13 protein-coding genes are annotated in these 14,281 nt (G+C 39.7%); 5 read left to right on the top strand and 8 right to left on the bottom strand.

Annotated elements, in window-relative coordinates; translation table 11 throughout:
* The first annotated feature begins 351 nt into the window (after positions 1 to 351).
* Positions 352 to 2,961: an aminopeptidase N gene (pepN, locus tag FTU98_RS06695; protein ID WP_180050772.1), complete on the top strand. Its 2,610-nt coding sequence runs from the start codon at positions 352 to 354 to the stop codon at positions 2,959 to 2,961.
* 78 nt (positions 2,962 to 3,039) lie between these two features.
* Here the strand turns inward: pepN and FTU98_RS06690 are convergent, their stop codons facing one another.
* Positions 3,040 to 3,378 carry a hypothetical protein gene (locus FTU98_RS06690; protein WP_143228668.1) on the bottom strand — a complete coding sequence of 113 codons (339 nt, stop codon included), beginning with the start codon at positions 3,376 to 3,378 and terminating at the stop codon, positions 3,040 to 3,042.
* Between the two features lie 245 nt (positions 3,379 to 3,623).
* On the opposite strand from FTU98_RS06690, the gene gorA reads away from it, so the two are divergent.
* Together gorA and FTU98_RS06680 are read left to right on the top strand one after the other, a co-directional pair.
* Positions 3,624 to 4,976 carry a glutathione-disulfide reductase gene (gorA, locus tag FTU98_RS06685; protein ID WP_096900890.1) on the top strand — a complete coding sequence of 451 codons (1,353 nt, stop codon included), beginning with the start codon at positions 3,624 to 3,626 and terminating at the stop codon, positions 4,974 to 4,976.
* A 490-nt stretch (positions 4,977 to 5,466) separates the two neighbouring features.
* Positions 5,467 to 5,685 (top strand): hypothetical protein, encoded by a 219-nt coding sequence (locus tag FTU98_RS06680; RefSeq protein WP_004973244.1) that lies wholly within the window; start codon positions 5,467 to 5,469, stop codon positions 5,683 to 5,685.
* A 159-nt stretch (positions 5,686 to 5,844) separates the two neighbouring features.
* On the opposite strand, the gene FTU98_RS06675 is transcribed toward FTU98_RS06680, so the two are convergent.
* Entirely contained in the window at positions 5,845 to 6,291 is a 447-nt protein-coding gene (locus tag FTU98_RS06675; RefSeq protein WP_004973247.1) for a universal stress protein, read from the bottom strand.
* A 50-nt stretch (positions 6,292 to 6,341) separates the two neighbouring features.
* A complete protein-coding gene (locus FTU98_RS06670) occupies positions 6,342 to 6,791 on the bottom strand; it encodes a universal stress protein (protein ID WP_004973248.1) in 450 nt (149 codons plus the stop codon).
* Between the two features lie 294 nt (positions 6,792 to 7,085).
* Between FTU98_RS06670 and FTU98_RS06665 the strand changes: the two genes are divergently transcribed.
* Positions 7,086 to 8,072, top strand: a complete 987-nt coding sequence (locus FTU98_RS06665) for an alpha/beta hydrolase (protein WP_180050806.1) — start codon at positions 7,086 to 7,088, stop codon at positions 8,070 to 8,072.
* A gap of 47 nt (positions 8,073 to 8,119) precedes the next feature.
* On the opposite strand, the gene FTU98_RS06660 is transcribed toward FTU98_RS06665, so the two are convergent.
* The 4 genes from FTU98_RS06660 to FTU98_RS06645 form a co-directional block, all read right to left on the bottom strand.
* Entirely contained in the window at positions 8,120 to 9,295 is a 1,176-nt protein-coding gene (locus FTU98_RS06660; protein ID WP_096900889.1) for a benzoate/H(+) symporter BenE family transporter, read from the bottom strand.
* A gap of 83 nt (positions 9,296 to 9,378) precedes the next feature.
* The gene (gene leuE / locus FTU98_RS06655; RefSeq protein WP_004973255.1) at positions 9,379 to 10,041 is read right to left on the bottom strand and encodes a leucine efflux protein LeuE; all 663 of its coding nucleotides are present in this window, start codon (positions 10,039 to 10,041) and stop codon (positions 9,379 to 9,381) included.
* Between the two features lie 96 nt (positions 10,042 to 10,137).
* Positions 10,138 to 11,124, bottom strand: a complete 987-nt coding sequence (gene tal, locus FTU98_RS06650; protein WP_136144603.1) for a transaldolase — start codon at positions 11,122 to 11,124, stop codon at positions 10,138 to 10,140.
* Positions 11,125 to 11,213: 89 nt separating this feature from the next.
* Entirely contained in the window at positions 11,214 to 12,104 is an 891-nt protein-coding gene (locus FTU98_RS06645) for a LysR family transcriptional regulator (protein WP_004973259.1), read from the bottom strand.
* A 107-nt stretch (positions 12,105 to 12,211) separates the two neighbouring features.
* Between FTU98_RS06645 and aceI the strand changes: the two genes are divergently transcribed.
* Positions 12,212 to 12,643: a chlorhexidine efflux PACE transporter AceI gene (gene aceI / locus FTU98_RS06640; protein ID WP_179996420.1), complete on the top strand. Its 432-nt coding sequence runs from the start codon at positions 12,212 to 12,214 to the stop codon at positions 12,641 to 12,643.
* A gap of 109 nt (positions 12,644 to 12,752) precedes the next feature.
* On the opposite strand, the gene FTU98_RS06635 is transcribed toward aceI, so the two are convergent.
* On the bottom strand, positions 12,753 to 14,264 hold the full coding sequence (locus FTU98_RS06635; protein ID WP_104852102.1) for an acetyl-CoA C-acetyltransferase: 1,512 nt from the start codon (positions 14,262 to 14,264) through the stop codon (positions 12,753 to 12,755).
* Positions 14,265 to 14,281 lie beyond the last annotated feature (17 nt).

The raw sequence follows: 14,281 nt of genomic DNA, 5'->3' as shown, positions 1-14,281 counted from the left end.
AAATCGTGATATGTCATTATACATGGCTTGTGTACTGAAAGGTGGAAGCTTCTGTGCTTTTGATCATCATCAAAATTAGCCTGTGTTGGTCGTATTTGAAGTGAAGTTGCATATCAAAATATTAAATTTACGCGTAATAGCAATACAGGTATTGATTTAAACAGTCTGCTTTTATGTTACTTGTACAGGATTAATCCAGATAGGATTGAAAAGCTTGGGTTGAGCGCCCATATAAATCAGCATTGTTGAATAAGACTGAAATAGATTGTGTGCAGACAGATGTTGAAAGTTGTCGTATGATCATTGCAACTTTACAAAAACAAGCGCATCGCCACAAAGAATGAGGACAAGATGAATATTGCAGCAAATCCTATGGTTGAAGCCAGCCAAACTATCTATTTAAAAGACTATCAAAAACCTTCATTCTTGGTAGATGCTGTAGAGCTAGATATTCAAGTCTATGCAGATTACACCCAAGTGGGTGCAACATTGAAAATGCAGCGTCAGACTGCAGGCGATTTGGTGTTATTGGGCCGTGATTTAGAATTGAAATCTATTATTTTGAATGGCACGGAATTATCGGAAAGTGACTATCAATTAGATAGTGATCAGCTTCGCATTGCAAATGCACCTGATCAAGTCACGTTAGAAACCATCGTGATCATTCATCCTGAAAGCAATACGCAACTTGAAGGCTTATATCAGGCAAGTTCTGATTTATTTGTTACCCAAAACGAGCCTGAAGGTTTCCGTAAAATTACCTTCTATCCTGACCGCCCAGACGTATTGTCGGTATTTACCACACGTGTTGAAGCCGATAAAAAATATCCTGTGTTATTGGCAAACGGCAACTTGTTAGAAACAGGTGAAGCAGGCGAAGGTCGTCATTATGCGATTTGGCAAGACCCGACCAAAAAGCCAAGCTATTTATTTGCTTGTGTGATTGGCGATTTGGCAGTCATGAAAGACCATTATGTGACATCTGAAGGGCGTAATGTTGCACTGGAAATTTATGCAGAAGAAAAAGACATTCCAAAATGCAAAATTGCTATGCAAGCGTTAAAACATTCGATGCGTTGGGATGAAGAACACTATGGTCTGCCGTATGATTTAGATAATTATATGATTGTGGCGACCAGTGCCTTCAATATGGGCGCAATGGAAAATAAAGGTCTGAATATTTTCAATACGTCATGTGTATTGGCCGATGAAGAATACACCACAGATGCCGCAATTATGCGCGTACAGTCCGTTATTGCGCATGAATATTTTCATAACTGGACAGGTAACCGTATTACTTGCCGCGATTGGTTCCAGTTGTGTTTAAAAGAAGGTTTAACGGTGTTCCGTGACCAATCTTTCTCTGAAGATTTACAGTCTGCCGCAGTACAGCGTATTGATGATGTGGCGGTGCTCAAAGCACATCAATTCCCCGAAGATTCTGGCCCGTTATCGCACCCGCCACGTCCAGATCATTTTGTAGAAATTAATAACTTCTATACCGCAACAGTCTATGAAAAAGGTGCGGAAATTAACCGCATGATGTCGACTTTACTCGGTAAAGAAAAATTCCGTAAAGGTAGTGATGAATATTTCCGTCGTCATGATGGACAAGCAGTCACGGTTGAAGATTGGGTCAATGCTTTAAGCGCAGGTTCAGGTGTTGATTTATCTAATTTCCTGACTTGGTACAATCAACCAGGCACACCAAAGCTTGAAGTGCAGGGCGAATACGATGCGGCTGCGCAGGTTTATCGTTTAAATTTAAAACAAAGTCTGAAAAGCAATGCCAAATATCCAAACTTAAAAGCATTGCCTATTCCTGTTGCATTGGCATTGTTCAATGCAGAAACAGGCGAGCAATATATTTTGCAGTCTGAAGCTTTGGTTGAAAACTCAGTAAAAGATGGTGTGTATTTGTTTGATCAGGCACAAGCAAGTATTGAATTTAGCGGTATAACTGCGCATCCCGTTGTTTCTTTATTGCGTAATTTTTCTGCACCTGTGAATTTAGAATTTAACTATTCTAATGATGAATTGGCATTTTTAATGCAGCACGAAACCAATGGCTTTAACCAGTGGCAGGCGACTCAGACTCTATTGGAACGTATTTTATTGGAAGAACATGCAGCAGATACTTATTTGCAAGCCATGAAAAATACAGTACCTGCTTTAATTGAAAAAGATCCTTTGTTGGCATCACGTATTTTTGATGTACCTTCTGAAGGCTATTTGGGCAGCCGTATTGATCAAAATTATCAACCTGAAAAAATTCAGCAACAACGCAATGCGCTGTTAGATACATTGGCGCGCGAACTTGGTGCATTCTGCAAAGAAACCTATTTAAGCCTTGATCCAGACATGCAGCAAGATTTCTCTCAGGCAATGGGTGTACGTGCTTTAAAGAATATCATGTTGGCGTTAATGGCACGTCAGGGCGATGCCGAAGCGTTTGAGCTGGCAAAGCAGCAATACCAAACAACTCGAAATATGTCTGAGCGTTTAGGGGCATTGCGTGTCTTGGTGTGGAATGATGCACCGCAAGCCAAAGCTGCTTTGGAAGATTTTTATACACGTTTTAAAGATGAAGCTTTAGCACTTGATCAATGGTTTATGGTTCAAGCTTCACATCCAAAAGCGACAGCTGAAACCATTCAGGCTTTAACTGCACATCCTGATTATGATTTGGGTACACCTAACCGTATTCGTTCAGTCAGTGGTGGTTTAAATAGCAACCCTGTGAATACATGGAGTTTTGGTGTTCAGCATTTTATTGACTTAGCCAAGTATTTAGATGAGAAAAACCCAATTGTAGGTTCGCGTTTATTGCAGGTGTTGTCGCGTTGGTACACTTTGGCAGAGCCACAACGTAACCAAGTGCAAGCAGCGTTGCTAAATTTGCAGTCTGTGGTGAAATCTAAAAACGTGGTTGAAACCCTAAATAGTATGTTAGAGGTTTAAGTTAAAAAACTAAAAGCCATTTCATCAATTCGTTGAAATGGCTTTTTTGTGGCTGGAATACATTAAAAATAATCTAGCTTAGTCACAGCGAATTTGATATTCATTTTTATAGTTGGTGTAAGTTTCATTTAATTCAGCAAGTAATTTTTTCTCGTTATATTGCCGATCTTCAGGTTTAGAATTTTTAAGTACAATTGGCATATATTCATGTTTGTAAATCTGCGTATATTCTTCACAAATAATATGTTTGCGCTCATCTGCAGAATAGTTATCTAAATCGCGAAGCAAGATTTCATTCATTTTGGTATTGATGAGATCGAGTTCATCAAACATGCTTGGGGCTTGATCTGACGGTTGGGATGGGGAACAGCCGAAAGTGATAAAGCTACATATCAGAACGTAAACCCACTGCTTCACATTGACCCCAATGATAAAAAATCAAATTTATATTATAGCCTTAAAAGCGTAAAATTTAAGTGAATAGTCAGTTTTATTGGCAGTGAAATCAATTGAATGACAGTGTGTCGATTTTGTGTATTTAGACAATATGGCTGACTTGGGAAATGCAGTTTTATGTGTTAGTTTTGATGAAAATGAATGTTTTTCTGCGCTGAATTTCTGCAGATGAGTATCTAAAAAATCACGAAAAATTGAGGCATGAAATGGCTAAACATTATGACTATTTGGTAATTGGGGCAGGAAGTGGTGGTATTGCTTCGGCCAATCGCGCGGCGCAATATGGTAAAAAATGTGCATTAATTGAAGTTGCAGATTTGGGCGGGACTTGTGTCAATGTGGGGTGTGTGCCTAAAAAAGTGATGTGGTATTCTGCGCAAATCGCCGATGCTATTCAAAAATACGGCCCAGATTATGGTTTTAATACTGAATTAAAATCGCATGATTGGAATACGTTAATTCAAAATCGTCAAGCTTATATTCAGCGTATCCATGCATCGTATCAATCAGGTTTAGCTAAAAACAATGTTGATGTGATTCAGGGCTTTGCTCGTTTTGTAAATGAAAAAACAGTTGAAGTAAATCAGCAGCAATACACTGCAGATCACATTTTAATAGCCACAGGAACTGAGCCAACACGTCCAGATATTGAAGGGGCAGAGCTAGGAATTGATTCAAACGGTTTCTTTGAATTGCAACAATTACCAAAACGCACGGCAATTGTCGGTTCGGGTTATATTGCCGTAGAGTTAGCAGGTGTTTTAAATGGGTTGGGTTCAGAAGTTGGATTGTTTATTCGTAAACAATTGCCGCTGCGTAGTTTAGATCAATTTTTAGGTGAAACATTACTTGAATGTATGCGTGATGAACATATCCAAGTGCATACGCAAGCCATTCCAAAGAAAGTCACTCGCCAAGCGGATCAGTCTTTGTTATTACATCTTGAAGATGGTTCACAGCATGAGGTCGATTGTCTGATTTGGGCAGTTGGACGTAAACCAAATACACAAGCATTGAACTTGGCTGCTGCAAATGTGCAGATTGATGAAAAAGGATATATCGCAGTAGATCAATTCCAAAATACCAGCCAAGCAGGTATTTATGCGGTGGGCGATATTATTGGAAAAATTGAGCTGACACCCGTTGCTGTTGCCGCAGGACGTAAATTGTCTGAACGTTTATTCAATCACAAACCAAATGAATATTTAGATTATCAAAATGTTGCCACGGTGGTCTTTAGTCATCCGCCTATTGGTACGGTGGGTTTAAGTGAAGCGCAAGCCATTGAACAGTTTGGGCAAGATCAGGTCAAAGTCTATCAATCTTCTTTTACCTCAATGTACACGGCTGTAACTCAGCATCGTCAAGTGTCTAAAATGAAATTGGTCTGCGTTGGTGATGAACAGAAAGTCGTGGGCGTGCATGGTATTGGCTATGGCATGGATGAAATTTTGCAAGGTTTTGCAGTCGCGGTCAAAATGGGCGCGACCAAGCAAGATTTTGACAATACTGTCGCAATTCATCCAACTGCTGCAGAAGAATTTGTGACTATGCGCTAATGGAGTAGCGTAGTCGCACACAAAGAGTATGGGTTAAAAAAATCCATACTCTTTTTTATTTTTGAAATTTGTAGATAAAAAATCAGAAGATAAACGTCAGAAAGATAAAGTTTGTTATCGTTATTTAGTTAGCCTAATAAGAAACCCACCGAAGTGGGCTTGTGCGATCAAACACCATCCATTGTGTTTGGGGTAGATTATCTCACGAAAATGATTAAGGTTTGATTAAGAAATTTTTGTTTTATTAAGTTTATCTTTACAACTTTGTAGTCCATGCTGCAAAGACTTTAAATCTATGTTATAATATAACTTGTACAATAAAAATATCTCTATTCTCTCGTAGTTATTCATCATCATGCTGTGCTGCATTTATTTTCTATGCACTGCAAATTAAGTGTGATGAATGTTGTTGTATTAAAAACTATGCTCAAAATTTTAATTTGAGCTTGATTTGTAAGTTATAAATGAATTGGTGTAAATATTGAAAAAAATGCAAACAATGCTTGCGAAAGCAGTGAATGGTCGCGAAATTATGGTGTCTTTGGTGGCATCAAAGAAAAAGCAAAATACCCGTGATGGTTTTAAATGGGTCGAAGTCGGAAAACATGTGTTGTTGGAATGTGGTCAGGAAATTGAACTGAATTTAGATGGTCGCAGTTTTTATACCGATACGCATGAAATGTTCCGTTTACCGCATCGGGTTAATTAAGTTTTGGTCTGAAATGAATATTCAACCTAGCTAAACTGGATTGCATAATATGTAATTTAGAAAAGCTTTTAAAAGTTTTATCCAGAAAAATCCCGTTCATTGGCGAACGGGATTTTTTTATTTTATCTTTTACTGTGGCAGAGCACAGTTGGTAATGAATTAAACCTTAACAATCAAAACAGGAACAGGAGACTGAGTCAGTACGTTTTGGGCAACGCTACCGAGCATCATCTTTTTCACTCCAGTACGGCCATGCGAACCCATAATAATCAGGTCAGCACCAATTTCATTGGCAATTTGTACAATCCCTTCAGAGGCTGCAACACCGCGGATAATTTTGGTATCTACCGAAATACCTTCACGGCTAAAGGATTGCTGAATTTCAGCCAAACGATTTTGTGCATTTTGTTCAGCCTGCATGAAATAATCGGTAATTGCTGGTGCAACTTTGTAGAAGTCCACGCCTACAAAAGGATCAACTGCAATTACACTCATAATAGTAACAGGGCAATTTAGATCTTTTGCCAATGAAAGTGCTTGTTCGGCTGCAGCATAAGACATAGGTGACTCATCTACTGGAACAAGTAAGTGTTTATAAGTGGTCATGGCAAATCCTTATTAAAAATTTATGATGAAAATATGGCTTAAAATAGTGATTAAGCTTTAACTACAAGCACAGGTAATTCTGTATGACGTAATACGTCTGTGGCAAAGCTACCCAATAATAATTTTTGGAAACCTTTACGACCATGTGAACCCATCACAATCACATCGGCATTTAAGTCTTTCGCAGTTTTGATTACACCTTCAGCAGATACCAAACCCTCAACCACGCGAGTTTCTGCATTTACACCCACTGCTTTCGCAATTTCATCTGCTTCTTTTAATGCCTTTTGTGCATTGGCTGTCGCTTGCACAAAGTATTCTTTCATAATGGCAGATGAATAATTATAGTAAAAGTCAGAATCAGTAAATGGGTCTTCCGCAACAAGGCTAATTAAGGTGAGTTTACTGTTAAATACTTTGGCAATTTCAGCTGCATGTTTGACCGCTGAAAAAGAAATTTGTGAACCATCTACAGGGACTAAAATATTTTGGTACGACATGCGGGTAACTCCAGAAATTATGATTATTCGCCTTACACTTTATTGATAGCATATAGTCAATATAGGTTCAATTTAAAATCTGAAAAAAAGATTGATAATTCATTTAATTACTCGCCAAATTTGCTGAAAGAAAAGATAAGCTGAAGATGATGAATTTACTCAACTCAACGGCAAGGCTATACGATAAAATAAGCTGCTAAATTTGCAAAATAAACAGCCCCAAATGTTTTGAATAACTTGGGTTTGAATTGGGCGTATGAATCTTGAGGGAAATGTGGTTTGAAATTATTTTGGATGTTGCTGTGTTTTATATTGTTAAGTGCTTGTCAAACCACGCAGCAGAACAGTCGAATCATTGCTAGTGCATTTAATCTCACCACAGGTTTGCAGCAAAAAATCATGGATCGCTATGCACCCAAAAACATAAAAGTGCAGCATGATATTGTGTATGCAACGCAGCCCAATTTGAGTTTTGACTTGTATCAAGACAGTCAATTGCAAGATTTAGCTGCACGCCCGACAATTGTCTGGATTCATGGTGGTGGCTGGATTGCAGGTTCAAAAGCCCACGCACGTGGCTATTTTAAATTATTAGCCGCGCAGGGCTTTAATGTAATTGCCGTACAATATCAATTTGCCCCGCATGCAACTTATCCTACTCAGTTGCAACAAATTGATCAGGCTTTAAATTACATCACGCAACATGCAGAAAAATATCAGCTTAATCCACAACAATTATATTTAGCAGGCGATTCTGCAGGGGCCAATTTAGCTAGCCATTATGCCGCATTATTGAGTAATCCTGCATTTGCACAGCAGTCTAATTTACAGCCGACTATTCAGCACAAACAACTTAAAGGGCTGATTTTGCACTGCGGGATTTATGATCTAAAAGCGTTTGTTGAAACTGCGCCAGATGAAATGAATATCGTAGAGTGGGGTGTTTATAATTTGGTGCAGGCTTACACGGGAGATCGGAAACAGGACAGTGAATTTCTGAAGAATATTTCGCCTATTCAACATTTAACGGCAAACTATCCTGCGGTATTTATCAGTGGTGGTAACAAAGACTTTTTAACAGAAACTCAATCTATGCCGATGCTGCATGCTTTACAGCAACAGCAGATTCCTGTGACGACAGCATTTTATCCAGATACAAAAGCATGGTTAATTCACGAATATCAATTTTTTATGCACCAAAAAGAAAGCCAGCAAACTTTTGCTAAAACAGTAGAATTTATCCGAAGCACAGCAGACCCTAATGTATCGCGCATACAATAAATCAATACGATGCTTCAGAAAAAGTGTTTTTTAACTGCTTAAGTTATTTAGCTTTTGCTTTGTTTAAACTTTAAAACTGCCAAAACCACACAACCAAAAATCAGTCCCCAAAATGCAGAACCAATACCAAAAAACTGCACCCCAGAAGCACTAAATAAAAAGGTCAATAAAGCGGCTTCACGCTCTGCAACGTGCTGAAAGGCGAGGGCGATGTTGTGTCCAATAGTGCCAAGCAGTGCAATTCCTGCCAAAGCAGTAATAAAAACAGCTGGGAATGACATCAACAAACTGGTGAGCGTTGCAGCAAAGATCCCCATCAAGATATAAAACAAACCGCAGCTAATTCCCGCAATATAGCGCTTACTGGCATCGGGATGCGATTGATCATCTAAGCTAATAGCAGCACTGATGGATGCGATATTGACACTAAAACATCCAAATGGTGCAAAAATAGCTTGTGCTGTGCCTGTCCAACCAATTAAGTGACGTACATTTGGGTTAAAACCATAGCTTTTGATCATGGCAAGACCGGGCAAATATTGCGACGCCATATTAATGACAAACAAAGGCAGGGCTAAACCTAAAATAGCAGACCAACTTAATTCGGGTTGCATCCAAACTGGTTGTGCAATACTCCATTGCACACTGGGCATTTGAAATTGTAAGAAGATTGGGCATAACGCGACCCCAATCAATACAGTTAAAACAATGCTATAACGCGGGCTAAATCGTTTTGCCAATACATAGGCTGCCAATAAAGACAAAATAAATGCCCATGCTTCTTGCAGACTGGTAAATAGGGCAATTCCAAATTTAAGCAGCACACCTGCCAACATGGCGCTGGTTAAACTCTGTGGAATATAAGTCAGTACCTTTTCAAAAATACCCAAAAAGCCAAGAACTGCTGTGAGTACGCCACAAAACAAAAATGCGCCAATTGCTTCGTGTAAGCTATAACCGCTGCCCGTGGCGATAATCAGTGCCAAGCCTGCGGTAGACCATGAGGTCGCCACAGGATATTTAAATTTCCAAGATAAAATCAGCCCGCTTAGACCAATACCTAAACCCAACGCGCAAAACCAAGAGCTGATTTGCTCAGCACTTGCGCCTAAAATTTGTGCTGCCTGAATGACTAAAACCGCGGAAACACTAATACCGACCAAGAAGGTAATAAAACCTGCAAATACTGCAGGCACAGAGAAGTCATTTAAAAGTTTTTGCATGCTTTCTTAGACATACTTTCTATAATTTATGAACAGATCATACACATTTGAACAAATAGTCAAAAGTGTTTTTTATACTTTTTTTATAGCGTTGAGCTTGCCAGTCTAAAGCCAAAACCGCAGAACAAAATACCAATGCTTGCAACGCAAATGGCTGCAATTTTATAGCGTTGATTGAAATAACTGGCTAATTTGACTCCTGAAAAAATCAAGATAGATAAATAACCCATGCTAATGATTTGTAGGACGATGGCTAAAACAGCAAAGCTCAGCATCGGGTAGGTGTAATCAGGATTGACGAATTGCACAAAAAAAGACAAATAAAACAAAATTGCTTTTGGGTTAATAACGCTAATCATTAAAGCAGTTCGGTAGGGATGAACCCGTTCAGTTGTATTGCTCGTTGCTGTTGTAGAAAGATTGGCGTGCGAAGTTCTGGTTTGTGGAAACCATGTTTTATAGGCTGCAATCAGTAGTTTAATACCTAAATAGCCTAAGTAGAGCGCACCAACTACTTTTAATAAGGTGAATAGCCATGGAAAAGCATGCAATAATGAGGCTGCCCCTAAAATGGTGCACACAATTAAAATCAGATCACCCGTAAATACACCGAAAGCAGCTGCATAGCCTGTGCGTATCCCAAAGCGTGAAGCCACTGACATGACATAGAGTGAGTTTGGGCCAGGCAAGAGCACAATTAAGGTTGTGCCAATTATAAAAGTGCTGAGGTCACTAATACCAAACACGCAAACTCACCTAAATAAAAACCGATGTTGCAGTATAACAACATCGGTTTTGTGGCTTAGTAAAAATTTTGGAATTTTACTGGGATAGGTTAAAGCTTAAGCTTTAATCTCTGCATCTAAGCCGAAAGACTGGCGTAATAGGGTGGCAAGTTGCTCACGCGCTTTAATAAAGCCATCAATGCCGCCTTGTAACAATTGGAACGCCATCAAATCTGCCTCAAGTTGCGCTTTGAATTGTTCCTTTTCAATTGCTGCCAGTGGTTCAGCTTGAACTTGAATGCCATTGGTCGATAACGCTGCAGCGACTTCTCGTTCATCAGCTTCAAGTTCTGCCAATAAATTTGGTGCAACGGTCAATAAATCACAACCAGCTAAAGCCAAAACCTGATCAATACTACGGAAACTCGCGCCCATAATTTCAGTTTGTACTTGATGCTGTTTATAGAATTGATAAATTTTCTTCACCGAAAGTACACCCGGATCTTTTTCAATAGGGTAGTACATGACATTTTCAGCTTTTTTATACCAATCTAAAATACGACCCACAAATGGTGAAATCAACGTCACTTTGGCATCTGCACAAGCATGTGCCTGATGTAAACCAAACAATAAGGTTAAATTGGTGTGAATGCCTTCGGCTTCCAACACTTTCGCCGCTTGAATGCCTTCCCATGTCGATGCAATCTTAATCAAAATGCGGTCTGAATGAACACCATAAGCTTGGTACAGTGCTAAAAGTTCTTTGGCTTTGGCAATGGTTGCATCAGTGTCATAAGACAAAGAAGCATCTACCTCAGTCGAAACACGACCTTCAATCAGCTTTAAAATTTCTACACCAAATTTGACCGTTAAAATATCAATGCTGCGCTCAACCAATAGATCATTTGTATAACCTTCAGCTTTGGCTTGCTCAAATGCAGCTTCAATCAACGCTTTATTTTCAGGTTGATTGGCAGCCGCCGTAATGAGTGATGGGTTGGTGGTCGCATCCAAAGGACGAAACTTTTCAATCGCAGCCAAGTCACTACTATCTGCAACAATGGTGGTTAAGTTTTTTAATTGATTTAAGGCTGTCTGTGTCATTCGAGATCTAGTTCTTAGGTTATTGCTTATACATTCAGTTATATCACAAACAGCTTTTAACCCAAGTACCAAGTAAGAGGGTTTGTGGATTATTTACCAGTTTTTCTCAGATTTCGGACGTGATTAATCAAAAAATGAGCAGCAGCGCCCAATTGATGTTCTCGGCTCCAGACCAAATCGACAAAATATTCAAATTTTGGGGTGAAATCTAGCAGCTGTAAAATTTTTAATTCGTGTTGTAGTTCAGGATGTTCATTCAGCATTTCCAAGGGCAAGACACCCCAGCCTAAACCCTGCTTAATCATACTGCAGGCAGAATGATGATTATCGGTACGCCAATAGTGCTTAGAAAATAACAACTCGGGTTTAATCTGCCGATCACGGCTCGCCACTACAATTTGCCGATTTTGTAAAATCTGTTCAAAACTGACTTGATCAGATTCAGCCAGCGGTGAATGTCGGGCAGCGACAGGCACTAAAATTTCACGTTTTAATTCCACAAATTGTTCACTGCTTTGTAATTGTTCGCGTTCAAACATAAAGGCCAAGTCCGCTGCTTGAGTCATGAGTAAATGCAGTGCATCTTCTTGTGGCGCAGAGAAAATATTGATCTGCAATTCAGGAAATTGCTGTTCTAGTAACACAATATAATCTGTCCAGCGAGTGTGTAGTAATTCAGACACCACCACAATATTTAAGTGTGCTTCCAGCCCAGAACTGAGCGCAAAAGCATGTTGTTTCCATTGCTTCATTTCTATGAGCAGTTGTTTGCTTTTTTCGTAAAGACTCTGCGCTTGTGGGGTAGGCAAAGGTTCACGCCCAATCCGTTCAAACAGTTTTAGGTCTAAATCAATTTCTAAATTAGCAATGGACATACTAATTGCCGAAGGCACCTTGCCCAATTGGCGTGCAGCTGCAGAAAAAGAACCCGTTTCCATGACGGTGATAAAAATAATCAGCTGATCTTGATTGATATTCATGACAGAGGTTGGCTTTTATCTTTCAATATTATTGATGGATTCTAACTCGATTGGTCAATTAAATGAAAATAAAATAAGTGGGGAAGGATAAGTATTTGAGTAAGCAGATGTTGATTTCCAAAAGAAGATGGGTACATGCCCTGAGTTATGAAGTGATTTTATTGGTCATCATTGCTTTGGCATTAAGTTATGTGTTTGAAATGCCAATGCAAGTGACAGGTGGTCTAGGCATTGCGATGGCGGTGACATCGGTGCTGTGGAATATGTTGTTTAATCACTATTTTGAAAAGTTTGAAGCGCAACACCAGCTACACAGAACTTTTAAAATACGCGTTTTACACGCAATTGGTTTTGAAGGTGGCTTAATGCTCGCCACTATTCCCATGGTGGCGTATGCACTAGAAATATCCATGCTGCAGGCAATTTTGATTGATTTATTGATGACGCTCAGTATTTTGCTCTATACCTTTATTTTTCAATATTGTTATGACCATATCGAAGCGAAATTGGGTTATGCTCCGCAACATTCAGTCAGATAAAACGCTAGTGGCTAATTAAAAGTGAGCTGCTATAAATTAAGCGCTATAAAAAAGCCACCTGAGCGAATCAAGTGGCTTTTATTGCTATCTAAATTGGAACTAGGCAGAATTATTTTTCAATAATGGCTGTTACACCTTGACCGCCTGCTGCACAGATTGACACCAATACGCGACCTGAACCTTTTTGATTCAGAAGTTTCGCCGCAGTGGCAATAATACGTCCGCCTGTTGCTGCAAATGGGTGACCTGCTGCCAAAGATGAACCTTTAACGTTTAATTTGCTACGATCAATTGATCCTAAAGGTGCATCTAAACCTAAACGCTCTTTACAGAAGTTTGGATCTTCCCATGCTTTTAAGGTCGACAAGACTTGAGATGCAAACGCTTCGTGAATTTCGTAATAATCGAAGTCTTGTAATGTTAAACCAGCACGTTCAAGCATACGTGGAACAGCGTACGCAGGTGCCATCAACAAACCTTCTTTTTTGCCTACAAAATCAACTGCTGCAGTTTCTTGGAAAGTCAAATATGCCAAGACTTCGTGACCATTGGCTTTTGCCCATTCTTCAGAGGCAAGTAATACGCAAGATGCACCATCGGTTAGTGGAGTCGAGTTACCCGCCGTCATAGTGCGCGCGTCGCCTTTACCAAAAGCAGGTTTTAACTTCGCTAGTTTTTCTACAGTAGAATCTGCACGTAAGTTATTGTCACGTTCTAAACCTAAGAATGGCGTGATGAGATCATCAAAGAAACCTTCGTCATAGGCAGCTGCCATTTTTTGGTGAGATGAAGCTGCTAACTCATCCTGCGCTTCACGAGAGATGCCCCATTCCAACGTAGTAATGGCTTGGTGGTCGCCCATTGATAAACCTGTGCGTGGTTCACCGTTACGTGGCGCATCCATTAAATCTTTAATGTTGATTTTGGTTAATGCTTTTAAGCGGTCTTTACCTGTTTTTGCAATGTTCAATTCAAGCAATGCTTTACGCAAACCATCGCCAAATGCGATTGGCGCGTCAGAAGTCGTATCTACACCGCCTGCAACACCAACCTCGATTTGACCCAGTGCAATTTTATTCGCAACTAAAAAAGCAGCCTGCAAGCCAGTACCACATGCTTGTTGTATATCGTAAGCAGGTGTTTCAGGAGCAAGGGCAGTATTGAGTACGCACTCACGAGTCATGTTAAAGTCACGGCTGTGTTTGAGCACTGCACCTGCAACAACTTCACCCAAACGCTGACCTTGTAAGTTGAATCGTTCAACAAGACCATTTAATGCTGCTGTAAACATATCTGTATTAGATGCAGTAAAGTAAGCGCCATTAGAACGTGCGAATGGAATACGGTTACCACCGATAATAGCAACGCGGCGAACAGTGTTTTGGCTCATAATTTTATCCTGTTGAACAGAGGTATTGGTATTAGATGGTGCTTTTGTTTGCGTTGAAGCAGTTGTTTTAGCACGGCTAGTCGTGCGGGTACGTGTAGTTTTTGTCGTACTCGTGTTGGAACGGGTTGCAGTGTTGCTACTTTTGCTTGTACGTTTAGCAGTTGATGTATTTGACACAGAATCCGTTGCAGAATTTTCCACTGCTGGATTTTCTTGAGTTGTTTTGCTCATAAGGCTTTTCCAAGCAT

This window comes from Acinetobacter sp. YH12211 (genome assembly GCF_013418015.1).
Classification (GTDB): domain Bacteria; phylum Pseudomonadota; class Gammaproteobacteria; order Pseudomonadales; family Moraxellaceae; genus Acinetobacter; species Acinetobacter towneri.
This window is presented reverse-complemented; position numbering and strand designations above follow the sequence as displayed.